The 24411-nt window shown below is 61.6% G+C and carries 24 protein-coding genes; 19 read left to right on the forward strand and 5 right to left on the reverse strand.

Translation table 11 applies throughout. The features are described 5' to 3' along the window. Positions 1–126 precede the first annotated feature (126 nt). Positions 127–840 carry an aspartate/glutamate racemase family protein gene (locus J2Z31_RS27810; RefSeq protein WP_209606793.1) on the forward strand — a complete coding sequence of 238 codons (714 nt, stop codon included), beginning with the start codon at positions 127–129 and terminating at the stop codon, positions 838–840. A 13-nt stretch (positions 841–853) separates the two neighbouring features. Here J2Z31_RS27810 and J2Z31_RS27815 read toward each other — a convergent pair whose 3' ends face one another. The 3 genes from J2Z31_RS27815 to J2Z31_RS27825 form a co-directional block, all read right to left on the reverse strand. Continuing rightward, on the reverse strand, positions 854–1120 hold the full coding sequence (locus tag J2Z31_RS27815) for a DUF2277 domain-containing protein (protein ID WP_209606795.1): 267 nt from the start codon (positions 1118–1120) through the stop codon (positions 854–856). A gap of 209 nt (positions 1121–1329) precedes the next feature. Then, the gene (locus tag J2Z31_RS27820; RefSeq protein ID WP_209606797.1) at positions 1330–2097 is read right to left on the reverse strand and encodes a pyrroline-5-carboxylate reductase; all 768 of its coding nucleotides are present in this window, start codon (positions 2095–2097) and stop codon (positions 1330–1332) included. Between the two features lies 1 nt (position 2098). Further along, positions 2099–2818 carry a GntR family transcriptional regulator gene (locus tag J2Z31_RS27825; RefSeq protein ID WP_209606799.1) on the reverse strand — a complete coding sequence of 240 codons (720 nt, stop codon included), beginning with the start codon at positions 2816–2818 and terminating at the stop codon, positions 2099–2101. Positions 2819–3009: 191 nt separating this feature from the next. On the opposite strand from J2Z31_RS27825, the gene J2Z31_RS27830 reads away from it, so the two are divergent. The 17 genes from J2Z31_RS27830 to J2Z31_RS27910 all read left to right on the forward strand — a co-directional run bounded on the left by J2Z31_RS27830 (position 3010) and on the right by J2Z31_RS27910 (position 19943). Further along, entirely contained in the window at positions 3010–3843 is an 834-nt protein-coding gene (locus J2Z31_RS27830; RefSeq protein ID WP_209606801.1) for a substrate-binding periplasmic protein, read from the forward strand. A gap of 71 nt (positions 3844–3914) precedes the next feature. Beyond that, positions 3915–4694, forward strand: a complete 780-nt coding sequence (locus J2Z31_RS27835; protein ID WP_209606803.1) for an amino acid ABC transporter ATP-binding protein — start codon at positions 3915–3917, stop codon at positions 4692–4694. 9 nt (positions 4695–4703) lie between these two features. Continuing rightward, the gene (locus J2Z31_RS27840) at positions 4704–5366 is read left to right on the forward strand and encodes an amino acid ABC transporter permease (protein WP_209606805.1); all 663 of its coding nucleotides are present in this window, start codon (positions 4704–4706) and stop codon (positions 5364–5366) included. 11 nt (positions 5367–5377) lie between these two features. Next, positions 5378–6043 carry an amino acid ABC transporter permease gene (locus J2Z31_RS27845; protein WP_209606808.1) on the forward strand — a complete coding sequence of 222 codons (666 nt, stop codon included), beginning with the start codon at positions 5378–5380 and terminating at the stop codon, positions 6041–6043. Between the two features lie 28 nt (positions 6044–6071). Next, positions 6072–6950: a 4-hydroxy-tetrahydrodipicolinate synthase gene (dapA, locus tag J2Z31_RS27850; RefSeq protein WP_209606810.1), complete on the forward strand. Its 879-nt coding sequence runs from the start codon at positions 6072–6074 to the stop codon at positions 6948–6950. A gap of 83 nt (positions 6951–7033) precedes the next feature. Next, on the forward strand, positions 7034–7216 hold the full coding sequence (locus J2Z31_RS27855; protein WP_209606812.1) for a proline racemase family protein: 183 nt from the start codon (positions 7034–7036) through the stop codon (positions 7214–7216). A 7-nt stretch (positions 7217–7223) separates the two neighbouring features. Continuing rightward, on the forward strand, positions 7224–8474 hold the full coding sequence (locus J2Z31_RS27860; RefSeq protein ID WP_209606814.1) for an NAD(P)/FAD-dependent oxidoreductase: 1251 nt from the start codon (positions 7224–7226) through the stop codon (positions 8472–8474). Between the two features lie 25 nt (positions 8475–8499). Beyond that, positions 8500–9975, forward strand: coding sequence for an aldehyde dehydrogenase family protein (locus J2Z31_RS27865; RefSeq protein ID WP_209606816.1), 1476 nt, complete (start codon positions 8500–8502; stop codon positions 9973–9975). Positions 9976–9986: 11 nt separating this feature from the next. Beyond that, complete coding sequence (locus J2Z31_RS27870) at positions 9987–11021, forward strand: proline racemase family protein (RefSeq protein WP_209606914.1); 1035 nt, start codon at positions 9987–9989, stop codon at positions 11019–11021. 10 nt (positions 11022–11031) lie between these two features. Continuing rightward, entirely contained in the window at positions 11032–11793 is a 762-nt protein-coding gene (locus tag J2Z31_RS27875; RefSeq protein ID WP_209606817.1) for an SDR family NAD(P)-dependent oxidoreductase, read from the forward strand. Positions 11794–11811: 18 nt separating this feature from the next. Further along, positions 11812–12567 (forward strand): SDR family NAD(P)-dependent oxidoreductase, encoded by a 756-nt coding sequence (locus tag J2Z31_RS27880; RefSeq protein ID WP_209606819.1) that lies wholly within the window; start codon positions 11812–11814, stop codon positions 12565–12567. Positions 12568–12772: 205 nt separating this feature from the next. Further along, the gene (locus tag J2Z31_RS27885; RefSeq protein ID WP_209606821.1) at positions 12773–13414 is read left to right on the forward strand and encodes a response regulator transcription factor; all 642 of its coding nucleotides are present in this window, start codon (positions 12773–12775) and stop codon (positions 13412–13414) included. A gap of 307 nt (positions 13415–13721) precedes the next feature. Continuing rightward, on the forward strand, positions 13722–14912 hold the full coding sequence (locus J2Z31_RS27890) for an aminotransferase class V-fold PLP-dependent enzyme (RefSeq protein WP_209606823.1): 1191 nt from the start codon (positions 13722–13724) through the stop codon (positions 14910–14912). A gap of 18 nt (positions 14913–14930) precedes the next feature. Continuing rightward, entirely contained in the window at positions 14931–15875 is a 945-nt protein-coding gene (locus J2Z31_RS27895; RefSeq protein WP_209606825.1) for an HpcH/HpaI aldolase/citrate lyase family protein, read from the forward strand. Positions 15876–15886: 11 nt separating this feature from the next. Further along, positions 15887–17071 (forward strand): malate--CoA ligase subunit beta, encoded by a 1185-nt coding sequence (locus J2Z31_RS27900; protein WP_209606827.1) that lies wholly within the window; start codon positions 15887–15889, stop codon positions 17069–17071. Positions 17072–17082: 11 nt separating this feature from the next. Beyond that, on the forward strand, positions 17083–17979 hold the full coding sequence (sucD, locus tag J2Z31_RS27905) for a succinate--CoA ligase subunit alpha (protein WP_209606829.1): 897 nt from the start codon (positions 17083–17085) through the stop codon (positions 17977–17979). A 350-nt stretch (positions 17980–18329) separates the two neighbouring features. Next, on the forward strand, positions 18330–19943 hold the full coding sequence (locus J2Z31_RS27910; protein ID WP_209606833.1) for a BCCT family transporter: 1614 nt from the start codon (positions 18330–18332) through the stop codon (positions 19941–19943). A gap of 306 nt (positions 19944–20249) precedes the next feature. Here J2Z31_RS27910 and J2Z31_RS27915 read toward each other — a convergent pair whose 3' ends face one another. Together J2Z31_RS27915 and J2Z31_RS27920 are read right to left on the reverse strand one after the other, a co-directional pair. After that, positions 20250–21833, reverse strand: a complete 1584-nt coding sequence (locus tag J2Z31_RS27915; RefSeq protein ID WP_209606835.1) for a BCCT family transporter — start codon at positions 21831–21833, stop codon at positions 20250–20252. A 317-nt stretch (positions 21834–22150) separates the two neighbouring features. Further along, positions 22151–23176: a GlxA family transcriptional regulator gene (locus J2Z31_RS27920; protein WP_209606837.1), complete on the reverse strand. Its 1026-nt coding sequence runs from the start codon at positions 23174–23176 to the stop codon at positions 22151–22153. Between the two features lie 147 nt (positions 23177–23323). On the opposite strand from J2Z31_RS27920, the gene J2Z31_RS27925 reads away from it, so the two are divergent. Continuing rightward, complete coding sequence (locus J2Z31_RS27925) at positions 23324–24346, forward strand: GlxA family transcriptional regulator (protein WP_209606839.1); 1023 nt, start codon at positions 23324–23326, stop codon at positions 24344–24346. Positions 24347–24411 lie beyond the last annotated feature (65 nt).

Genomic DNA, 24411 nt, shown 5'->3' on the forward strand with positions numbered 1-24411 from the left:
GAGCATTGCCTGACGACGGTGGATTTGAAGCGGCTTCCGGTCGAGCATGCGCGATCGGGTCATATCACCCCTGCTGCTACAGGCTCAAATTGAAGAGCGTGCACAATCAAAAACAGAGATGAAGCCATGACTACAGACGTTCACGAGTCCCCCGCGCTTGCCATGATCCATACGGTCCCCGGCATCATCCCCGCGTTTGGCGAACTCGTTGGCCTCCATCTGCCCGGCTGGCGGCCGTTCAACATGTTGGATGAGAGCCTGCTGGGGAACACGATCCGCGAAGGCACGCTGTCACGCCAGACCATGCGGCGCCTTGCGACTCACATTTGGTCGGCGGTGGATGCGGGTGCTTCGGCTGTCCTCGTCACCTGTTCCTCGCTCGGCCCTGCAGTGGATGCGGCAATCCCGCTGTGCCCCGTGCCCCTCTTCCGTATCGATGACGGAATGGCGATTGAGGCGATCCAGCGCGGGAATCGAATTGGCGTCCTTGCAACTCTGGCTACAACAATGATCCCTACAACCCACTTGATTGAACGCCATGCTCATCGGATGGGTCGTAACGTTTCCGTCACCAGTCGTCTTTGTGAAGGAGCCTTTGACAAATTGCGTAGCGGTGACAGGGCGGCGCATGATGCGATGATACGTGAAGGCCTCGCTTCGCTCGTGGGCAGTGTCGACGTGGTTGTTCTCGCTCAGGCATCAATGGCAAATGCTTTAAGTGAGATGAAAGAGACATCGGTGCCAGTACTTACCAGCCCTGAGCTGGGTGTTCTGCACATGTCCTCCGCACTGAATGCACGCTCCCGCGTCCTGAGAAGGCGCAGTCCGGGACGAGGATGATTGGCAGAAAAGATCAGCTGAACCGGATTGCCATTTTTGCACGCGCCTTTGCGGCCTCTTCCTCGCGGTTGCGTGGAGGTTGCGAAGTCTCGAGAGACTGGAGCAAGTCGCGGGCGCATGCCGCGATCGAATGGACCGCGAGGTCGAACGCCGCCTCATTGCGCTTCGACGGCTTGGTCGTTCCGCTCAGCTTGCGCACGAACTGAAGCGCGGCGTCGTGGATCTCCTCGTCCGTTGCTGGCGGATCGAAATTGAACAGGGGCTTTATGTTTCGGCACATGACTTGCTCCCGGTCATCTTATCTCCCCAAGCTGAGGAGAGAACTCGATGCTGCTGACCAAACATCTCACCGGAATCTATAATTGTCTTCGCTTTCATCAAGCCAAGCATCAAAAGTTCGACGGCGACTTTAGTGGCGTGCTGCTGCATGTCCTCCAAAATCGAGACAAAGACATGCAGCAATTCAAGGACTACAGCGACTTGCCGCCGTTATCCCTTCACACGGGCGAGCACGCGCTCCAGCGCGTCCGTCAGCGCCCGGCTCCCGCCGCCACGGTCAAAATCCTCGAATACCTGCTCGTTCAAGCCGCCCGGCGTCGAAAACTCGCGCCGCAGGGCGTCGAGCGCGGTTTGATCGGCCTTAGCCGCCCTCTGCGCCAAACTGGCGAAGAGCGGCGCCAGGTAGGCGCGCGCCTTGGCTTTCGCCATGCCCTTCTCGGCTAGCCAGCCGGCCGCCCGGTCAAGAATGCCGAAATAGGTCCCCATCAGTGCGCTGGCCACCGCGAGCAGGTCATATTCGTCTTTCGTTTCGCATTCGACGGCGCTGCCAAGGGCATCAAATATAGCCGCGATTTCGGCATTGGGGGGGAAGATGGCGGTAACGCCTTGGCGGTCGGCAACGAAGGGCAGCGGGATTGCCTGCGTGAGTTGTACGTCTTCGCCGATCCAGGTCAGGAGCTTGGAGCGGTCTGTCGCGGCGATAACGCTGACGATCGTCTGGCCTTCGCGGAACGACAGCGCAGTGATCACCTCTTCCGCGACCTGCGGCCGGACGGCAAGAAGCAGGACGTCTGCTGCATCGAGCACTTCCTGATTGTCCGCCGCGATCCGCACGGCAGGGAACCAGCTTGCGAGCCGCGCCGCGATTTCAGCATTCCGCGGCGAAATGACGATCTCCGCGACCTCGAGCCCGGAGCCGACGATGCCCGTCACCATCGCCTCGGTGATCGCACCTGTGCCGACGAAGCCGATGCGCATCCTATTCCGCTGCCTTTCGCCGTCCGAGCGAGACATCGGTCGTGTAATTCTCGCGCATGAAGTTGATGAAGTTCTGCTGGAACTGGCGCGTATGGGCATGGGCCAGCTCGTCGGCGAGATCGACATTCTGCAATCGTATCGCTTCCAGCATCTGGTTGTGCTCATCGGTCAGGAGATAACCCTCATGGGTTCGCTCCAAGTACTCGAAGTGGAGATGCAGCATGCGCTGGCCCTGGTTCAACAGCCGCTCGTAAAACGAGGCGAGATAGGGATTCTTGCCCGCATGAGCAATCGCCATGTGGAACTGCTTGTTGGCCTCCGACATCTGCAGGTGGTTGCCGGTCTTCACGGCCGCTTCGAATTCCTTCTGCCGCTTGGCGATCGCCTTCAAGTCCGCCTCCGTGCGCAGTTCCGCCGCAAGCCGGGTGTTCATGCGCTGCGCGATATCCAGCGCCTCGACATACTTCGGGAAGGTCGCGACTTCGATGGGCGCGACGATGGTGCTGCGGTTTGAGAGCGTGACGACCAGGTCCTCGCCGGCAAGCCGGATCAGCGCCTCGCGAACCGGCGATCGGGACATATCGAAGCGCTCGGCAAGCGTGTTCTCATCGAGAAGCTGACCAGGGGGAAGCGTGAGCGCCAAGATCTCGTTCCTGAGCGTCTCGTAAACGCTTCTCCAGCCGGTGCCCTTGGCGCGCTTGGTTTCTGTCTCGTCAGACACTTACGTCCCTTTCCCACGATCCACATGCATAAGGCCAGAATGCACGTCTCCAGACAATGTAATTTTTCCGCTTGACAATGTCGACATGAAGACGACATAAATTTCAATGTCGACACGAAGACGACACAAGATCGGCTCAAGCCGACGAGAGGAACCGCGCGTCCCGCGCACGCCAAACAGAGGAAATGATGATGCTTTCGAAGATGCTTTCGCCCGTTCTGCGGGCGCTGCCTGCGCTCGCACTGATCACAGGCCTTTCAACTGCCGCCGCTTCTGCCCAAACCGCCGAAGGCTATTGGCAAGGCGTACAGAAGGCGGGCGTTCTTCGTTGCGGCGCGGCCGTCGCTCCACCCTACGTCATGCGCGATCCGGCCTCGGGCGACTATACCGGCTTCTTCGCCGATCTTTGCCGCGAGTTCGCCGATGTCCTGAAGGTCAAGCCGGAATTCGTCGATACGACCTGGGACAACATCGTCGCCGGCCTGCAGGCGGGTAAATGGGATCTTTCGCTGGCGCTGAACAGGACGCCGGCCCGAGCCATGGCGGTGCAGTTCTCCGTTCCGGCGATGGAGTACCAGATCTCGCTTGCCTACAATAAGGAGAACCCGAAAATTCCGAGCGGCGCGACCTCGGTTGCGGACATCGACAAGAAGGACGTGACCCTCGCAGTCATGTCGGGAACCGCCCAGGACAAGGCAATCTCCGCCGCGGTGAAGAATGCCACCATCCTGCGTCTGCCGGGCAATGACGAAACGCGCCTCGCGGTCGTCTCCAGGCGCGCAGATATTCTCGTCGATGCTTCCGACACCAACCAGCTCTTCCTTCAGTCGAATCCCGATTGGGCGGTCGCCCTGAACCCCGAGCCGGCGCTGGCGAAGCAGGGCGTGGCCTTCGGTCTACCGCATCAGCTCTCGGCCGCCGACGTCGAGGTGGTGAATATCTTCCTCGAAGAGAAGGTTGCGACCGGCCACGTGGACGAGCTGATCCGCAAGGCCGTCGATGAGGTGCTGAAAAGCGCACAGTGACGTCAGCCGGGCCGAGCGCGACCAAGGCTTGCCCGGCCCGTCATCCCTTCTTTTGACCAGCGAGATCGGCGATGACCATGTCCTTCAGTGCCCCCCTTGTCAAAATCCAGTCCCTTCACAAGAGCTACGGACCGCACATCCAGGTGCTCAAGGGACTCGACGTCGAGATGAAGCCCGGCGAAAGGGTCGTGGTCATCGGCCCGAGCGGCGGCGGCAAGAGCACCCTGCTGCGCGTGATGATGGGCCTCGAGAAGATCGACAGCGGCTCGATCAGCTTCGGCGGCAAGCCCTACATATTCTCCGAGGGAGCCGACAGGAAAACCGTCATCGATACCGAGGTGCGGCGCTCGATCGGGATGGTGTTCCAGCACTACACGCTGTTCCCGCATCTGAGCGTCATACAGAATCTGATCCTGGCACCCTGCAAGGTCAGGGGCGAAAACAAGGCGAGTGCCACCAAGCGCGCCCAGGCGTTGCTCGAACGGTTTGGTCTTGGCGCCAAGGCCAGTGCCTATCCGGCCCAGCTTTCCGGAGGGCAGAAGCAGCGCGTGGCGATCGCCCGCGCGCTGATGCTCGATCCGAAGCTGATGCTGTTCGACGAGGTGACATCGGCGCTCGATCCCGAACTTGTCGCCGAGGTCGAGCAGGTGATCCTGCAGCTTGCCGGCCAGGACATGCCGATGATGATCGTCACCCATGACATGTGGTTTGCGAAGAACATCGCCTCGCGCGTCATCTTCTGCGCCGGCGGCGTGGTCGTCGAGGATGGGCCGCCGGAGCAGGTGCTCGGCTCGCCCAAGGAAGAGCGCACCCGCGAATTCATCGATCGCGTCTTCCATATTCGACACTAGGAGGGGAAGATGGATTATTCCTTCGACTTCCAGTCCGTCTCCTTCGGACCGCTCTGGGAAGGCCTGATCGTCACCCTTCAATTGACGATCGCCGCCAATCTGATCGGCATCGTGTTCGGCTTTCCGCTAGCGCTGTTGATCATGAGCCGCTTCGCACCGGCTCGGTTGCCGGCGATGCTCTTCGTCGAATTCTTCCGCTGCACGCCGGCGATCGTCCAGATCGTCTGGTTCTTCTACTGCGTGCCGATGCTGTTTAACGTCTTTCTCGGTTCGATGACGATGGGCATCATGGCGCTCGGCCTCAACCTGATGGCCTTCAACGCCGAGGCCTATCGCGCCGCTATCCAGGCGGTCCCGCGCGAACAGCTCGATGCCAGTATCGCCCTTGGCCTCAATCCGCTCCAGCGCACCCTCTACATCGTGCTGCCGACAGCGGTTCGTGCCTCGATACCTGTTCTGCTCACCAACGGCATCGGCATTTTCCAGCAGAGCGCGCTGGTCGCCATCGTCGCCGTACAGGACCTCATGTATCAGGCAAAGACGCTCGCGACGGAGACCTATCGGCCGATCGAGACGTTTACCGTTGTCGCGCTCGTCTACTTCGCCGTTTCGTTTCCCGTCTCGCAGATCGTCGGCTACCTCGAACGCCGCCGGCAACTGATTATGAGCTGAGGAGAAGACCCATGACACTCGACTTCTCCATCGTTCTTCGCTTCCAGGAAGCGCTGGCGCTCGGTCTATGGATGACGATCAAGCTGACGCTGATCTGCGTCGTGCTTGGCTGCAGCCTCGGATTTTCCATCGGCCTCGCCCGGACATCGCGTAGCGCCCTGTTGCGAGCGGCCTCCAGTATTTATGTCGAGTTCTTCCGCGGCACGCCGGTGCTCGTCCAGCTCTTCTGGATATTCTTCTGCCTGCCGCTGATCCTCGGCGTCGAGCTCTCAAATCTTACCTCCGGGGTCATCGCACTCACCCTCTACATGGGCGCGATCAGCAGCGAGACGTTCCGGGCGTCGCTCAAGTCCATCGGACCCGAACAACTCGACGCCTGCGTGGCGCTTGACCTTCCGCGCCGCGTTCAGGTGACGAGCGTTATCTTGCCCCAGGCGGTGCTGCGGGCCGTTCCGACGTTGCTGTCGAACTGCGTCAGCCTGTTCAAGGAAAGCGCGCTCGTCTCCGCCGTCGGCATGGCCGATCTTATGTTCGTCGGCCAGAACATTTCCAACAACACGGCGCGCCCCGTCGAGGTGCTGACCGTCGTCGCCCTCATCTACTTCGTCATCGCGTTCCCGCTGACCCGTGCCGTTACGCTGGTCGAGCGGCGGGTGCTCGCCAAGCTCGCGATCTGAACCGAATTCTTTCGAAAGGAGATATTCCATGAAACTTTCCGGCGTCATGCCCGCCCTCGTCACCCCGTTCGACGCGAACGACAGGGTCGACTTCAAGGCTTTTGAAAAGCTTCTGGCACATCTGCGTGAGGCCGGCGTCACCGGCTGGGTGCCGAACGGTTCGACCGGTGAGTACTTCAGCCAGTCGACGGAAGAGCGCCGCGAGGTGCTGCAGTTCGTGAAGGATTTCGTCAAGCCCGGCGAAGCTCTGATCGCCGGTACCAACGCCCCCGCCACGCGCGAGGTGATCGAGCAGACTGCCATGGCCAAGGAAATCGGCTACGACACCGTCCTGCTGGCGCCGCCCTTCTACACCCGCCCGACACAAGCAGAACTCATCAAGCACTATGAAACCGTGCTTGCAGCGGTTGACGTCAATCTGGTGCTCTACAGCTATCCGGCCAAGGACGGATCGGACATCAGTTTCGAGCTGATGGATCATTTTGCCGACAATCCGCGCGTAATCGGCATTAAGGAAAGCTCGGGCGTACTGCAACGCGCCATCGACATCGCCAGCCGTTACGAGGGAAAGATCCAGCTTGTCAGCGGCTCCGACGACATAGCGCTGGACTTCATGTTCTGGGGCGCCGAGTCCTGGATCTGCGGGCCGTCGAACTGCATGGCGAAGGCCTGCTGCGACCTCGACCGCACCTACAAGGCCGGCGACATCGGCAAAGCTCGCGAGATGATGAAGACGCTTTACCGCGCGATGAACATCCTTGAGTCCGGCAAGTTCGTTCAGAAGATCAAGTACGGGTGCGAGCTGCAGGGCCTGCCGGTCGGGGAATGCCGCGCGCCGCTCGGACCGCTGGCGGATGAGGAAAAGGCTGAGTTCCGCGCGGCAATGGAGCCGATCCTGAACTGGTAAGCAAACGCGGGACGGAGCGGCAAACGGGGCACCGCCCCGATAAATCCTGGCCTACCGATCCTCACTATTCTGGAGCCATTTCAATGCGTTTCAAGAAGGTCCTGTCTGTCGTCGACTGCCACGCCGAAGGGGAAAGCGGCAAGGTTGTTGTTGGCGGGGTCGGCCAGGTTCCCGGCGAGACCATGTTCGAAAAGCGGGTTCATCTCGAGACGCACATGGACGACATCCGCAAGATGGTGCTTTACACTTGGATGCAGGCACTTTGACAACGACATGACAAACAGCAGAGACAAAACCGTTGTTGTCGGTGCCGGCGTCATCGGCGTCGCCATTGCCTACGAGCTCCAGCGCCGCGGCCTGTCTGTGGAATTGGTAGACCGCGACGCGCCGGGCAAGGGTGCTTCCTACGGCAATATGGCGAGCATTGCAGTCACCGAGTTCATGCCGGCCTCGCGTCCCGGCGTCTGGGCGCAGATGCCGAAATGGTTGCTCGACCCGGAGGGGCCGGTGCGCATCCGGCCCGCTTACATGCCGAAACTCATTCCTTGGTTCCTGCGCTTCCTCGCCGCCAGCCGGCCCTCGAAGCTGCGCGAACTGGAGGCGGCAGGCGCGAACCTGTGCAGCCGCGCGCTGGAGGATTTCGAGGCGCTGCTGAAGGAGACGGGGCTCACTTACATGCTGAGCGGCGAAGGCTGCCTCAGCCTTTATACCGATGAGGCGGAATTTCGAGCCGACCGCGATCATATCGAGATCCTCGAACGATTCGGCTTCCGCCACCAAATCCTCCGCGGCGATGCCATCCGCGATCTCGAACCGGCCCTGGCGTCGAAGATCGCCAAGGCTGTGTTGTTCCCCGACAACCGCTCTGTTTCAGATCCCTACCGGCTGGTGACGGCGCTTGCAGAACGGTTCCAGGCGCTCGGCGGCACCATCGGGACCGGCGAGGTCGTCGGCTTCGAGCAAGGCGATGGGAACGTTTCGGCAGTCAGGCTCGCCGATGGCCGCAGGCTTTCGGCGGATCGCGTGGTGCTGGCGGCAGGAGCTTTCACCGCCCGGCTGTCGCGACTTCTCGGTGAGCTGATTCCGCTCGAAACCGAACGCGGCTACCATACGCAAATCATGGCTCCGGGCATTTCGATGCGCCATTCGATCATCTGGCCGGCGCGCGCCTTCATGGTCACGCCCACGGCCGGTGGCATCCGCGTCGGCGGCACGGTGGAGATGGCGGGTCTCGATGCCGCGCCGGATTACCGGCGCGCCAAAGTCCTCGTGAAACGTGCGCGGGAGGCCCTGCCTGACCTTCGGGCGGACGGAGCCACCGAGTGGATGGGCCATCGTCCAGCGCTTCCCGACACGGTGCCGATCATCGGTCCTTCCGTGAAGCATCGCGGCGTCTATTACGCCACCGGGCACGGTCATCTGGGCCTGACTTATGCCGCGACGACTGCCCGGCTGATCGGCGATCTCATGACCGACCAGACACCGCCAATCGATCTCAAACCCTATCGCGTCGACCGTTTCTGAGGCGAGGGCAAGAAGGGAGAACACCATGCGAAGCGAACTCTATATCGACGGAACGTGGAGACCGTCCTCTGATGGCAGGACCTTCGATGTCGTCAATCCGGCGACGGAAGAAGTGATCCACAGGGCCGCTGCGGCAAGCGCCGAGGATGTGGACATTGCGGTCAAGGCGGCACGCCGCGCCTTCGACAAGGACGGCTGGCCGAAGCTCGCTGGCCGCAAGCGCGCCCGCTATCTCCGGGCTATTGCCGATGGCATTCGCGCCCGGCAGGCCGAGGTCGCCCGTCTTGAGGTGATCGACAACGGCAAGCCGTTGCCGGAAGCGGATTGGGATATCGCCGATGCGGCCGGCTGCTTCGACTTCTATGCCGGACTTGCCGAGCAACTCGACAACAATCCGGAAGAGCCGATCGCGCTCGCCGATGCTCGCTTCACCTCCAAGGCGGTCAAGGAGCCGATCGGCGTCGCAGGCGCGATCATCCCCTGGAACTATCCGCTGTTGATGGCCGCCTGGAAGGTCGCGCCGGCTCTCGCCGCCGGCTGCACGGTCGTCCTGAAACCGGCTGAAGTCACGTCGCTGACCGCGCTTGAACTCGCCGCGATCGCCGATGAAGCGGGCCTGCCGCCGGGCGTCCTCAACATCGTCACCGGTGCCGGATCGGTCGCCGGGCAGGCGATCATCGATCACAAGGGCGTGGACAAGCTGGCCTTCACCGGCTCCGGTCCGGTCGGCGCCAAGATCATGGCGGCGGCCGCCCGCGACATCAAGCGCGTCAGCCTCGAACTCGGCGGGAAGTCGCCCTTCGTCGTCTTCGACGATGCGGATATCGACGACGCCGTCGAATGGATCATGTTCGGTATCTTCTGGAATCAGGGTCAGGTCTGCTCGGCCACCTCGCGGGTCCTTGTCCAGGAGGGTATCTACGAGCGCCTCTTGGCGCGGCTTGTCGAGGAGACGAAGAAGATAAAGATTGGCGACGGCCTGCAAGAGGGCGTTCTACTCGGGCCGCTGGTTTCCAGGCGCCAATACGAGCAGGTTCTGGCGGCCATCGAGGCGGCGAAAGACGCCGGTGCGATGGTTGCCTGCGGTGGCAAGCGGCCGGAAGGCTTCGAAAAGGGCTATTATCTCGAGCCCACGGTGCTGACCAATGCTCCATTGGACAGCGACGCCTGGCGCGAAGAAATCTTCGGACCCGTTCTTTGCATCCGGCCGTTCGCGACCGAAGAGGAAGCGATCGAGCTTGCCAATGATTCCCGCTTCGGTCTCGCCGCGGCGGTCATGTCGAAGGATGACCTCCGCGCCGAGCGGGTCGCGAGCGCCTTCCGCGCCGGTATCGTCTGGATCAATTGCTCGCAGCCGACTTTCACCGAGGCGCCCTGGGGCGGCTACAAGGAGTCGGGCCTCGGCCGCGAACTCGGCCGCTGGGGTCTCGAAAATTATCTCGAGACCAAGCAGATCACCAAATATGTGAGCGAAGATTCCTGGGGCTGGTACATCAGGTAGGAGCCGGCATGATGAATTGGGGCCATTCGCTCGACCTGTTGTTGGTTCATTGCCAGGGCGAGATCGGCAAGGTGATCATTGGCGGCGCGCCGGAAATCCCCGGCGCGACCATGCTCGACAAGATGAACCACATCAACGCGGTCGATGACAGTCTTCGCCGCTTCGTGACCTTCGAGCCGCGCGCCAGCGTCGCCATGTCGGTCAACCTCCTCGTCGCGCCAACGCGGCAGGATGCCGATGCGGGCTTCATCGTGCTGCAGGCCGATCGCGCCCATCCGATGTCCGGCAGCAATTGCATCTGTGTCGTCACCGCACTGCTTGAAAGCGGGCGGGTTGCGATGCAGGAGCCGGAGACGATCGTCCGACTCGACACGCCCGCCGGGCTGATCGTCGCGCGCGCCACGTGCCGGGATGGGCTGTGCCTGTCGGTCAGCCTCGACAATGTTCCGAGTTTCGCCGAGGCGCTGGACCGGGAGATCGAGACGCCGCGCTGGGGGCGCATCGAGGCCGATATCGCCTTCGGCGGCGTTTACTATGCGATCGTCGACGTCGACCAGATCGGCGTCGATATCGCGCCGGCCCGTGCGCGCTACCTGGCGGAAGCCGGAATCGAACTGAAGACGCTTCTCGCCGAACAGGTGCAGGTGAAGCATCCGGAGCTCCCCGGCGTCGACGAGATCGCCTATGTGATGTTTCGCGGAGAGGAACCGGACGGTGCGGTGCGCACCTGCACGACGCTGAAGCCCGGCCGGGTCGACCGGTCGCCCTGCGGGACCGGCAGCTCGGCAAACCTGGCGACACTTTTCGCGCGCGGTAAAATCGCGGTGGGTGATCGGCGAACGTCGCGCTCGATCATCGGCGGCGAGTTCGTTGCCGAAGCGATCGGCGTCGCCGAGGTGGGCGGCCGTCCCGCCGTGCTGCCGCGGATCACCGGCCGCGGCTGGATCTACGGCCGCGAGCAGCTTCGCCTTTCAGACGAGGATCCGTTCAAAAACGGCTTTGCGCTCTCCGACAGTTGGGGGCCGCAAGTCGACATGCTGGGCTGAGGGAAGAGCGATGACGCCAAAACCCTTGTCGGGTCAAAATATCCTCGTCACCGGCGCCTCGGGCGGCATCGGCGCTGCTATCGTCGAGCGGTTGGCGGAGGAGGGTGCACGCCCGATCATCCACTACGGCCGCGACCGAGCGGGAGCCGAGGCGCTTCTCGCCCGCGTTTCGGGTGAGGCTTTCCTCGTCCAGGCCGATCTTTTCGCTGGCGAGGGGCCGTTCCGGCTCTGGCGTGAGGCGGAAGAGGCGGTGGGTCGCGTCCATGCACTGGTCAACAATGCCGGTATCCGCACCGAGATTTCGATCGCGGCCGATGCGGACGCCTGGAGGGAGGCATGGCGGAAGGAGTTCCAGGTGAACTTCTTCGCCGCGGCCGATCTCTGCAAGGAGGCACTCAGGCACTTCAAGGCCCATGGCGGCGGCCGGATCATCAACATGGCGAGCCGCGCGGGCCAGCGCGGCTACGCGGCCGATGCCATGCCCTATGGTGCGACGAAGGCGGCGTTGATCAATCTCACCAAGTCGATCGCGCGCAGCTTCGGCGCGGATGGCGTCGTGGCGCTAGCGATCGCGCCCGGCTGGGTCCAGACGCAGATGGCCGACGACTTCGTGGCAAAATTCGGCAAACAAGCCGCCGTCGGCGACATACCGATCGGCGAGATGGCCGAAATCTCCGAAATCGCCGAACTCGTCGCCTTTGCGCTCAAGCCTTCGCAGCGTTCGCTGAGCGGCGCGACCCTCGACGTCAATGGCGGCAGCTATATTCGATAGGATGTTAGGGAGCGGAGCATGCAACGATTCAAGGGCAAGGTTGCCGTCGTCACGGGCGGGGGCGGCGGCATCGGTTCGGCGATCTCGCGCCGGCTGGCGGAGGAGGGGGCACTGGTGGTGGTCTCGGATGCGAACCGCGAAGCGGCAGGCGCTGTGGCCGGCGAAATCGAGGCGGCGGGCGGTTCTGCAATTGCCATCGCCGCCGATATATCCCGAAAGGAGTCGTGCTTTTCACTGATTGCCGAGGCCTTCGATCAGCAGAAGCGCGTCGACATTCTCGTCAACAATGCCGGTATCAACCGGCGTGGCAACCTTCTGTCGCTGACCGACGACGACTGGCACACGAGCTTCGCCGTCAATCTCGACTCGATGTTCCACCTTTGCCGCGCCGCCATCCCCCACATGATCGAGGCAGGCGGGGGCGCGATCGTCAACACCGCTTCGCAATGGGGTCTTTATCCGGCGCCGAACCACATCGCCTACAACACCACCAAAGCTGCGGTCGCCGCCTTCACGCAGAATCTCGCTCGCGACTATGCGCCGCACAAAATCCGCGTGAACGCCGTCTGCCCCGGCGAAATCCACACGCCCATGCTCGAAGCCGGCGTGAAGCGTTCGGGCCGAACCATTGCCGATCTCGACAAGCGCGTTCCGTTCGGGCGGATCGGAAAGCCGGAGGAAGTTGCAGCTTTGGTCGCTTTTCTCGCGTCCGACGAAGCTGCCTTCATGTGCGGCGCGCTTGTTGAAATAACGGGCGCTCAGGCCGTGGCCTAGTGCATCGGCTCGAAAATCGGTTCTGTTTTTTGAAGGCACGAAGCTGAAACCAAGCCTTACGGCGTCCATTGCGCGCTGAAGGTCTGGCGCTATCGTGAGCGAATAAGCCAAGTTTCGTCGTTTGTCGCAAAAGCCAAGGCGGAGGGGAGTGTTAGGTTTCGGCCGCTGAGATCGGGTCAATCAGCGTCAACTGAGGATATGGCGCATGGCAATATTGACACCGCAGGATGCGGGAGGGCGCGTGCTGATTGCCGAACGCAATCCACTTGTCGTTGCCGCACTGCGCGGGCTTTTTTCGGAACAGACCAAGTTCTCGATCGTTGGCACAGCCGGCTCGTCCGCGGAGTTGTGCGAGATGCTCGGGGCGATCGAGGCCGATTGCGTATTGCTTAGCTGGCAGCTGACGGACGCGGAAGCGCCGGACGTCCTCGCCGATCTGGAGCGGCTGGGATTCGACCCGCGGGTCGTGCTCTTCGCCGAAACCCACAACCCGGCCGTCGTGAGCGAAACAATTCGGCTCGGCGTCAACGGACTTTGTTACCAGTCGGAAGATCCGGAGATCCTTTTCGCCACTCTGACGGCCGTGATGAAGGGACGCATTTGCATCCCTTACACGGTACTCGCGAAGGTGCCCCACTCGCCGTTTTCGCAACTCACTTCCCGTGAGAACGAACTCCTGTCCATGCTGGCCGACGGCTGGAGCAATACCCAGATCGCAGCGCGAACCGGCATATCTGAAAATACGGTGAAATATCACCTCAAGAATCTTTATGACAAGCTCCAGGTCCGAAACCGGGCGATGGCGGTCGCGATCTACGCCAAGGAGCGGCGACGCGTCCAATCATAAGCGCGATTTCAGCCGAAGCGCGACGCTCGACAAAGCCGTATCTCAAACCTCACGTCGTCGGCAAAAGCTCGCCGAGCGCGTCCCCATCATGGGGTTCGGCGACGTAAAGCCTCTGTGCCGGCGATTGGCTTTCCGGGTAGGGGATTGCCTACCCATCCTCCTGACCACCACCCATCCGGGGCGAAACTGAGCTGCCCGTCCGGCAATCCTTTCTGCCTGAGCGAGTGTTGTGCGGCAATCGCCCGAAAGGCAGCCTATGCGTGGCAATCAAGTACGCCCGCGGTCACCGCTGGCAATCGGAGGAACCATGTCAGGCTATACTCATCTATTCATTCCCGGCCCCACCAATATCCCCGAACAGGTTCGCCAGGCCATGAACCTGCCGATGGAAGACATGCGCTCTCCGCGCTTTCCAGAGTTGACGCTGCCGCTCTTCGCGGACTTGAAGAAGATTTTCAAGAACGAGAACGGTCGCGTCTTCATCTATCCCTCGTCGGGCACCGGCGCGTGGGAAGCGGCGATGACGAATGTGCTCTCCCCAGGCGACCGGGTACTGATGAGCCGCTTCGGCCAGTTCTCGCATCTCTGGGTCGACATGGCCGAGCGCCTCGGATTCGAGGTCGATTGCCTCGACATGGAATGGGGCACGGGCGTTCCGGTCGAGCTCTATGCCGAGCGCCTCGCCGCCGACAAGGCGCACCGGATCAAGGCCGTCTTCGTGACGCACAACGAAACAGCCACCGGCGTCACCTCGGACGTCGCGGCCGTCCGCACGGCGCTCGATGCTTGCGGCCATCCGGCGCTGCTCTTCGTCGACGGCGTTTCTTCGATCGGCTCGATCGATTTTCGTCAGGACGAATGGCGCATCGACTGCGCCGTCTCAGGCTCGCAGAAGGGCTTCATGCTGCCGGCCGGCCTCGGTTTCCTTTCGGTCAGCCAGAAGGCCCTCGAAACGGCGAAAACCGCGCGTCACATGCGCTGCTACTTCTCCTTTGATGACATGATCAAGACCAACGACATCGGCTATTTTCCTTACACGCCGCCGACGCAGCTCCTGCGCGGTCTGCGCGCCGCGCTCGACCTGATCTTCGATGAAGGTCTCGAAAATATCTTCGCGCGTCACCACCACCTTGCCAACGGCGTCCGCGCCGCCGTCTCCGCCTGGGGCCTCAGGCTCTGCGCGACCGAGCCGAAGTGGCATTCCGACACGGTGTCGGCGATCCGGTTGCCCGAAGGGATCGATGGCGCCGAAGTGATCCGCCATGCCTTTCACACCTACAAAACCTCGCTGGGCAGCGGGCTCAGCAAAGTGGCGGGCAAGGTCTTCCGCATCGGCCATCTGGGATCGCTGAACGAGGTGATGGTGCTCGGCGCGCTCTCGGCCGCCGAATTGACGCTGCTCGATTGCGGGGTGGCCGTCGAGCCCGGTTCCGGCGTCGGTGCTGCAATCAGGCAATTCCGCTCGACCGCTACGGCAACGACCGCCAAGGCAGCCTGAACAGGGGGAGAGGCATTCATGAGCCATACCATAAACCATCTCCGCCGGCTCCGCCTGCAGCGCAGCGAACTCGCCGTTCCGGGCTCGAATCCGGAGATGATCGAGAAGGCTGCCAATTCGGAGGCCGACTACATCTTCCTCGATATCGAGGACGCCGTGGCGCCGCCGGACAAGGAGCGCGCCCGTGCCAATATCGTCGCCGCGCTCAATCAAATCGACTGGCGCGGTCGCGGCAAGACCATCTCCGTCCGCATCAACGGCCTCGACACCCATTACATGTACCGCGACGTCGTCGACCTGATGGAGCAGGCGGGCGACCGTATCGACACGCTGCTCGTACCGAAGGTCGGCGTGCCGGCGGACCTCTACATGGTCGAGGCGATGGTCAACCAGATCGAGATTGCCAAGGGCTTCAGGACCCGCGTCGGCCTCGAGGCGCTGATCGAGACGGCGCTCGGCATGGCCAATGTCGAGGCCATCGCCTCCTTTGGCGGCCGGCTCGAAGCGCTGCATTTCGGCGTCGCCGACTATGCCGCGAGCCTGAAGGCCCGCACCGTAAACATCGGCGGCCTCAATCCCGACTATCCCGGCGACCAGTGGCACTTCGGACTGTCGCGGATGACGGTTGCCTGCCGCGCCTATGGTCTGCGGGCCATAGACGGCCCCTTCGGCGATTTCTCCGACCCGGAAGGCTATATCGCGGCTGCGCGCCGAGCCGCAGCCCTCGGCATCGAAGGCAAGTGGGCGATCCACCCGAGCCAGATCGCCTTGGCCAACGACATCTTTTCGCCGCCCGAGAAGGAAGTTGAGCGCGCCCGCCGCATTATCGATGCGCTGAAGCTCGCCGAGAGCCAGGGCAAGGGTGCGGCTTCGCTCGACGGCAAGATGATCGATGCCGCCTCGGAGCGCATGGCGCGCAACGTGCTTGCCACCCACGAAGCAATTACCGCCGGCCGCCGCTGAAGGAGGATCCCATGGACATTCACGAATATCAGGCCAAGGAACTTCTCTCCCGTTATCACATCGATATCCCGCGCGGCGGCCTTGCCTATAGCCCCGAGCAGGCGGCCTATCGCGCCCGGGAGATCGGTGGCGACCGATGGGTCGTCAAGGCGCAGATCCATTCCGGTGCACGGGGCAAGGCGGGCGGTATCAAAATCTGCTCGTCCGACCACGAGATCGTCGAGGCTGCCGATTCCATGCTCGGTCGTACGCTCGTGACGCACCAGACCGGGCCGCAAGGAAAGCTGGTCAGCCGCCTCTATATCGAGGAGGCGATGGATATCGAACGCGAGATCTATCTCGGCTTCGTGCTCGACCGGAAATCCGAGCGCATCATGATCGTCGCCTCGTCTTCCGGCGGCATGGAGATCGAGGAGATCGCCGAGGCGGAGCCGGACTCGATCATCCGTGCGACCGTCGATCCGGGCGTCGGCATGCAGGACTTCCAGGCCCGCGAGATCGCATTCGGGCTGGGCATTGACAATGCGCTGGTCGGCCGCGCCACCCAGACGCTGCTCGGCTGCTACCGCGCCTTCGTCGACTACGACGCCTCGATGCTGGAAATCAACCCGCTGGTGGTGACCCGCCGGGGTGACCTCGTAGCCCTCGACGCCAAGATGAGCTTCGACGAGAACGCGCTTTTCCGCCGGCCGCATATCTCCGAGATGCGCGACAAGAGCCAGGAGGATCCGCGCGAGACATACGCTTCCGATCGCGGCCTCTCCTATGTCGGGCTCGACGGCAACATCGGTTGCATCATCAACGGCGCAGGGCTGGCCATGGCAACCATGGACATGATCAAGATCGCCGGCGGCGAGCCCGCGAACTTCCTCGACATCGGTGGCGGCGCCTCGCCTGAGCGCGTGGCGAAATCATTCCGTGCCGTACTTACGGACAAGAACGTTGAGACGATCCTCGTCAACATCTTCGCCGGCATCAACCGCTGCGACTGGGTGGCCGAGGGCGTGATCAAGGCGCTGAGGGAAGTCGGCGTGCCGGTTCCGCTCGTCGTCCGCCTTTCCGGGACCAACATGGAAGAGGGCCGACGGATCCTCGCCGAATCCGGCGAGAACGTCATCGTCGCGGAAACGCTGGCCGAAGCTGCCGATAAGGCAGTCGCCGCTTGGCGGTCGTTTAATGCCGGCAAGGCAGCCTAAGGAGGCAGGACATGTCCATTCTTCTCGACAAAAACACACGCGTCATCGTTCAGGGCTTCACCGGCAAGATCGGCAGCTTCCACGCCGAGGACATGAAGCGCTACGGCACTAATGTGGTCGGTGGCGTCACGCCGGGCAAGGGCGGCCAGACCCATCTCGGCATGCCGGTCTTCAACACGGTGAAGGGCGCCGTGCAGGAAACCGGTGCCGATGCCTCTATCATCTTCGTGCCGCCACCTTTCGCGGCCGACTCGATCATGGAAGCGGCGGATGCCGGGATCAGGCTCTGCGTCTGCATCACCGACGGCATCCCCTCCCAGGACATGATCAGGGTCAAGCGATACATGCGGCGCTACCGCTTCGAGGATCGCATGACCCTGATCGGGCCGAACTGCGCCGGCATGATCACGCCCGGCGAAGCGATGATGGGCATCATGCCAGGTTCGATTTACCTGCCGGGCCGCATCGGCATTGTCGGCAGGTCCGGCACGCTCGGCTATGAGGCCGCAAGTCAGATGAAGGCGCTGGGCATCGGCGTGTCGACCTCGGTCGGCATCGGCGGCGACCCGGTCAACGGCTCGTCCTTCAAGGACATGCTCGAACTTTTCGAGAACGATCCCGCCACCGATGCCGTCCTGATGATCGGCGAGATCGGCGGACCCCAGGAAGCGGAGGCAGCGCTTTGGGCGCGGGATCACATGAAGAAGCCGCTGATCGCCTATATCGCCGGGCTTTCGGCGCCGAAGGGACGCCGCATGGGTCATGCCGGCGCGATCATCTCCGCCTTCGGCGAATCGGCACAGGAAAAAGTCGAGATCCTGAAAAGCGCGGGCGTCACGATCGTGCCAACCCCGTCCTCGTTCGGCGAGACGGTGGCAGAGGTGCTGTCCGTCATGAAGGCGGCCTGATTGCGAGCGGCATGCGCTCGTCACCTGGAAGGACCCGGCCCCGCCGGGTCCGAACACTGTTTTTCAGTTGCACGCTGACCAGCGAATGACGACTGCTATTAATTAGGAGGAGAAGAGAAAAAGAAAAAAGCATAAAGATTCCGTAAATCGGAACTGAGAGGGGAATTGGACAAGATAATATAGGGGTTTCCGTAGATCCGGTGCATTTCGAATATTTAGAGAGTGCACCATTGACGGAGGCAAATCTTTCAAAGACTTTACAACCCCCTGTTATTTGCATGGGTGTCACGGCTGCAGATTGCAGCCCGGACCAGACACCGTAAAGCCCGGCAATTTGAGGAGCGCACTCCATGAGCGATGCTGGAATCCCGGCCCCCGACGGCCTTTCGACGCTGATCGATACCGACTACGAGGTCGGTCAGGACAATATCACCGCACAGATCGGGCCCTTCGGCCTTGACGTTCACAATCCGGTTTTCGCTATATCCGGCCTAACGGCTGTTGCATTCGTGATGCTGACCCTGGCCTTTCAGAGCGAGGCAGGTCCTATCTTCAACAGCCTGCGTGAATGGCTGACTTCGACATTTGATTGGTTCTTCCTTCTCTCGGCCAATATTTTCGTCCTCCTTTGTTTGTTCCTGATTGTTTCCCCTTACGGCAAGGTACGGATCGGCGGAAAGGAGGCCACACCGGACTATTCCTATGGCGGCTGGTTTGCGATGCTGTTCGCCGCAGGCATGGGCATTGGGCTGATGTTCTATGGCGTTGCCGAGCCGATCTCCCATTACTCCTCTTCGGTAGCACAGGATGCGGCGGTGCCAGACAGTTGGGCACCACTTGGCGGTGCCCCGGGCGACACGGTCACGGCTCGTCATCTTGCCATGGCTGCGACCATATTTCATTGGGGCCTGCATCCGTGGGCCATCTATGCCGTGGTGGCGCTTGCTCTGGCTCTTTTCGCCTATAACAAGGGCCTGCCGCTGACGATCCGTTCCGTGTTCTATCCGGTTTTTGGGGAGCGCACATGGGGTTGGCCCGGCCACGTCATCGATGTGGTGGCGGTGTTCGCCACGCTGTTCGGGCTTGCAACGTCGCTCGGCTTCGGCGCGGAACAGGCCAACGCTGGACTCAACCATCTTTTCGGACTGCCGGTCAACAACGTCTCGAAGGTCGTGCTGGTCGTCGGGATCACCGCCATTGCTCTTGGATCCGTGGTGGCAGGACTTGAGGCAGGGGTGAAGCGCCTGTCGGAAATCAACATGATCCTGGCCGCGCTGCTTCTGTTCTTCGTGCTCGCGGTGGGGCCGACCTGGGCGATCCTCACCGGCTTCTTCACCAATCTTTTTGAATACGTGCGATACCTGCCGGCGTTGTCGAACCCGTTTGGGCGCGCCGACGACAACTTCCGTGAAGGTTGGACAGCCTTTTACTGGGCCTGGTGGATTTCGTGGTCGCCCTTTGTTGGCATGTTCATCGCGCGCATTTCCCGCGGTCGCACAGTGCGCGAATTCGTCACCTGCGTCCTCATCATTCCGTCGCTCGTGTCGGTCTTCTGGATGACGGCGTTCGGCGGAACGGCGATCAGCCAGATCGTCAACGACGGGTATCAGGTCATTGCCGATGCGCCACTGGAACTGAAACTGTTTTCGATGCTGGAGGCACTGCCTCTACAGACGATCACGTCCTTCATCGGGATCGTTCTGGTGATCGTGTTCTTCGTCACCTCATCGGATTCGGGCTCGCTGGTGATAGATACGATTACCGCCGGCGGAAAGGTGGATGCACCGACGCCGCAGCGCGTTTTCTGGGCGACTTTTGAGGGACTGGTCGCGATTGCGCTTCTTCTGGGTGGCGGACTTGGAGCGCTGCAGGCGATGGCGGTTTCGACCGGCTTCCCCTTTACCCTCGTGCTGTTGCTTGCCTGCTTTGCCATCCTCAAGGGATTGGCGAACGAACCGCGCTAGTGCATATCGCCCAAAAGTGTGCGGCGGTTTGGGACAAGGACCTGCGAAGAACAAGGGTCTGAAGCGCGTCACATGAATTCGAATGTGGGCGCCGCACGCGTCAATGCCCCGCTCAATCCGCGGGGCATGCCGGGGCGAGCGGGACACTGCGGCACGCTGCAGTATCGGCTGCCGCCAGTTCGAGCGCATCGTTGAATGCGAAAAGGCCGCGCGTCATTCAAACGCACGGCCGCTTTGGCACTTTCGGTCCCTGCAAGTTGCTGCTTAGGAGAAAACAAGCAGCAGCGAAGGGTGCCGTCCCTTACGTCACGAAGCCGCTTCAGGAGCGATTGCGATTGCTTCGGCGTCCGTGACGGCTGATCCAAGCACCGCCCTTTGCGAGCTTCCTTCTTGGAGCTCATCGAGAAGCGAGTGCCAGAAGGAGAGGCAAAGGCCAACCATGACCAGCAGGAAAGGGGCGGCCGCGATGATCGAAGCTGTCTGAAGCCCCTGCAATCCGCCCATGACGAGCAGCACCGAGGCCGAGGCTCCCGCCAGCACACCCCAAAGGACAACGACGCCGGGGCGTGGTTCGAGCGTGCCTCGCGAGGATAGCATTCCCATGACGACCGCGCCTGCGTCGGCCCCCGAGATGAAGAAGATCGCGACCAGGAACATGGCGGTCAAGGAGGTCATCCAGGCGAATGGATATTGAGCAAGCAGGGCGAAGAGCGAGACGGCGGCGCCTTGGTTGTTGACCGCGTCGACGATTCCACCGGGACCATACAGTTCCGAATGGAGCGCGGTGCCGCCCATGATCGTGAACCAGACAAAGGTGACGCCACTCGGAATAAGAAGGACGCCGATGATGAACTCCCGGATTGTTCGGCCACGCGAGATGCGCGCGATGAATACGCCTACGAAGGGTGCCCATGAGACCCACCAGGCCCAATAGAAGATGGTCCAGCTGCCGAGCCATTTGCCGTCACTGAAGGCGGCGGTGCGGAACGACATGGTTACGATGTCGCTGAGGTAGAATCCAAGCGACTCCGTGAACGTGTTGAAGATGAAGATAGTGGGCCCGATGCAGACGAGGAACAGCAACAGGAGAAGGGCGATGACCATGTTCATGTTCGAGAGGAACTGGATCCCCTTGCCCACGCCCGAAACCGCCGAGAGAATGAAAAAGATGGTCATGACTCCAATGATCGCAAGCGCGATCGAATTGGACTCGCCCGTAGACCAGAGGAAGTTCATGCCGCTGTTTATCTGCTGAGCTCCGAGACCAAGCGAGGTGGCGGTGCCGAACAGGGTGGCGATGATCGCCAGGATGTCGATCGCCTTGCCGATCGGTCCGCTGGCCGCTTCGCCCAGCAGCGGGGTGAAGGCGGCGGAGATCAGGTTCGATTTTCCCTTTCGAAACGTAAAATAGGCGATCGTCAGACCTACCACGGCGTAGATCGCCCAAGGATGCAGCGCCCAGTGGAAGTAGGAGTATTTCATGGCGATAAGGGCCGCTTCCAGAGTTCTCGGCTCGGCTTCACCATGAGGCGGGCTCGCAAAGTGATAAGTCGGTTCGGCGACGCCCCAGAACATGAGGCCTATTCCCATGCCAACGCTGAACATCATGCAGATCCACGAGGCCGTGCGAAACTCGGGGCGCTCGTCGTCCTGCCCAAGGCGGATCTTTCCGAAGCGGCTTGCCGCCAGGAACAGGGCGAAAGCCAGGAATCCGACCGAGGATACAACGAAGCCCCAGCCAAAATCGGCGATGATCGTATCGAGCACCACCTTGGCGGTAGCTGCGAGACTCTGCGGAGATAGGGTTCCCCAGCCGACGAATCCCAGTATGAAAATCATGGCTGGCAGAAACACGGCCGGATCAACGTGACTTGATCTCGTTTGTTGCATCGGTTTCCCCTTTCTGGTTGGTTGATTTTGAGTGGCTGTCATCCGGTGTTTCCGCCGGATGGTTGTCGCCCTCGCGGGCGACCATTGCCGCTGCCACGCTGCCTTTCAGGCAGTCTTCGCGCAACACTCGCCTTGGCAGAAAAGAGTGCCGGACGGGCGGCATCGGTGCGTCCGAGCGGGTAGCGTTTCGGCAGGGTGGGTAGGTTTGGACTACCCGTGCGGTCGAGGACTTCCGCCGGCCGCAGATAACCGTGCGCAGATGTAAAGACTTAACAGCGTACTTTGTGCGTCCTGAAGGAGAGACGACGCTAAAGGTGTCATGCAGCCGACGCACAAGCCGCCGGGCGCGACGCTGGCGTTTTCATGCTCCGGCCCCGCATTTCCTGCGGCGAACACCCGAACGTCTCGCGGTAGCACTTGGAGAAGTGCGAAGCCGATACGAAGCCACAGGCAATTGCAACCTCCACGACAGGTAATGTCGTCTGGACCAGCAGCAGTCGGGCACGCTCGAGACGAAGCTTGAGATAGTAGCGTGCAGGGGAGCAGCGCAGTTCGTTCCGGAAGAGCCGCTCGATCTGGCGCCGCGAGAGGCCGATTGAAGCGGTGAGCTCTTCCACCTGCATCGGGTCGGTCAGGCTCTTCTCCATTTTTTCGACGAGCTTCATCACGGTTGGATCCTGAACGCCAACGCGTTTGGCGAACGGAAGACGCTGCCTTTCCCCGGGATCACGCACGCGGTCGACGAGAGCGATTTCGCATATGCCGCTGACGACGCCCTCGCCGAAATCGCGCCCAATCATATGGAGCATCATGTCGAAGGAAGCGGACCCGCCGGCGCAGGTATAGATGTTTGCGTCGACTTCGTAGATTCCAGTGCTGACGTTTGCCCCGGAAAAGCGCTCGATAAAGGCGGGTTGGTTCTCCCAATGGATCGCGCATTTTCTGTCGTCGAGCAGCCCAGCTCGCGCAAGGATATGGGCGCCGGTGCAGAGGCCCGCCACGGCGACCCCTCGGTTACGACACTCTCGAAGCCATGCATCGGCCGCACGATCGGCACAGCGCTCGATGTGTTTTCCTCCGCATATGACGGACACGGCCGGGCGCAGCCGAGTGTTGAGATGCTGGCGCTCGATGAGGACCGAATTGTCGGCTTCGAGCGTGAGGCCGCAGCTCGCGCGGATCTTCTGACCATCGGAAGAGACGACGCGCCAGGAGTAGGCCTCGTAACCGAGGACCGCGTTTGCCAACCGCAGGGCCTCGACCGCGGACGAGAACGCCAGCATGGTGAAATCCGGCACAAGGTAGAATGCGAACAGACGCTGTTCAGCGCTTACCACTTTCATGCGAAACCTCCCCTGGACGGACAGCCCGGCGACATACAGCGTCGCATGGCAACCGACCGCCAACCCTTTTGCGGAGTATTGATCTGTATTAGAAATCTGAAAAGGATGATTGCGTCATATCGTCAGTAGAAATGAGACACGATGCGGATGGCAGCACCCAAGCTTTCCCCAGGCAGCATGCGGCGCCAACAGAATGCGCGCCTGACGGTGGGATTTGTCCTGGTGCATCGATTTACGCTCTGCGCCTTCGCCAACTTCGTGGACGTGTTGCGCCTCGCCGCCGATGAAGGCGATCGTAGCCGACCAATTCAATGCCGATGGACGGTTATTGCCCCTGATTTGAGGCCGATTACCGCGAGCTGCGGCGTTTCCGTGCAGCCTCAGGAGGTGTTCGGCAACCCGAAACGCTTCGACTATGTCGTCGTGGTCGGCGGTCTCATCGACGAGATGGATCGGCGCGACGAGAGGATGGAAGCTTTCCTGCGTCAGGCCGCCGAGACTGGAGTCCCACTCGTAGGCCTTTGTACCGGCACGTTCATCCTCCATCGTGCCGGTTTGATGAAGGGCTACCGCGGGTGTGTGAGCTGGTTCCACCACCAGGATTTCCTCTCCCGGTTCGGCGGCTTCAAGCCGGTATCCGACCAGATCTTCGTTGTCGACCGCGACCGACTGACCTGCTCGGGCGGCACGAGCACGGCTCACCTTGCGGCATTCCTGGTCGACAGGCACATCGGCAAGGCTCAATCGACGAAGAGTTTGAATATCATGATGATCAGCGGGGCGGAGGATGGCGCAACACCGCAGCCGGGCTTGACACTCGATTTCGCGACCAAGGATCCAATTGTCAGGAAAGCGCTCCTGCTGATGCAGCAAAGTCTGGATACGCCGCTGTCGGTCGCAGACATTGCAAGACATCTGGAGGTCGGCAAGCGGTGCCTGGAACGGCACTTCAGGGATGCACTCGCGATCTCGCCCTTGAGCGCTTTCATCGAAATGCGGCTCATGCTTGCGCGCCACATGCTCGAGAACACAGACAAGTCGATAGCAATGATCGCAGCGGAAAGCGGCTTCTGTGATTCATCCCATCTCAGCCGGATGTTCCGCAGACGGTTCGCCAGCACACCGCAAAGCTACCGCGCATCTCTGCCGGCGACCGGAAAATCCGTCTGATCAGGCACAACGAAGCGCAATTGGCGCGCGTCAGGAGCACATGCGGGCTCGCAGCCGCATTTCTG

The sequence above is a fragment of the Sinorhizobium kostiense genome (assembly GCF_017874595.1).
Taxonomy (GTDB): Bacteria; Pseudomonadota; Alphaproteobacteria; order Rhizobiales; family Rhizobiaceae; genus Sinorhizobium; species Sinorhizobium kostiense.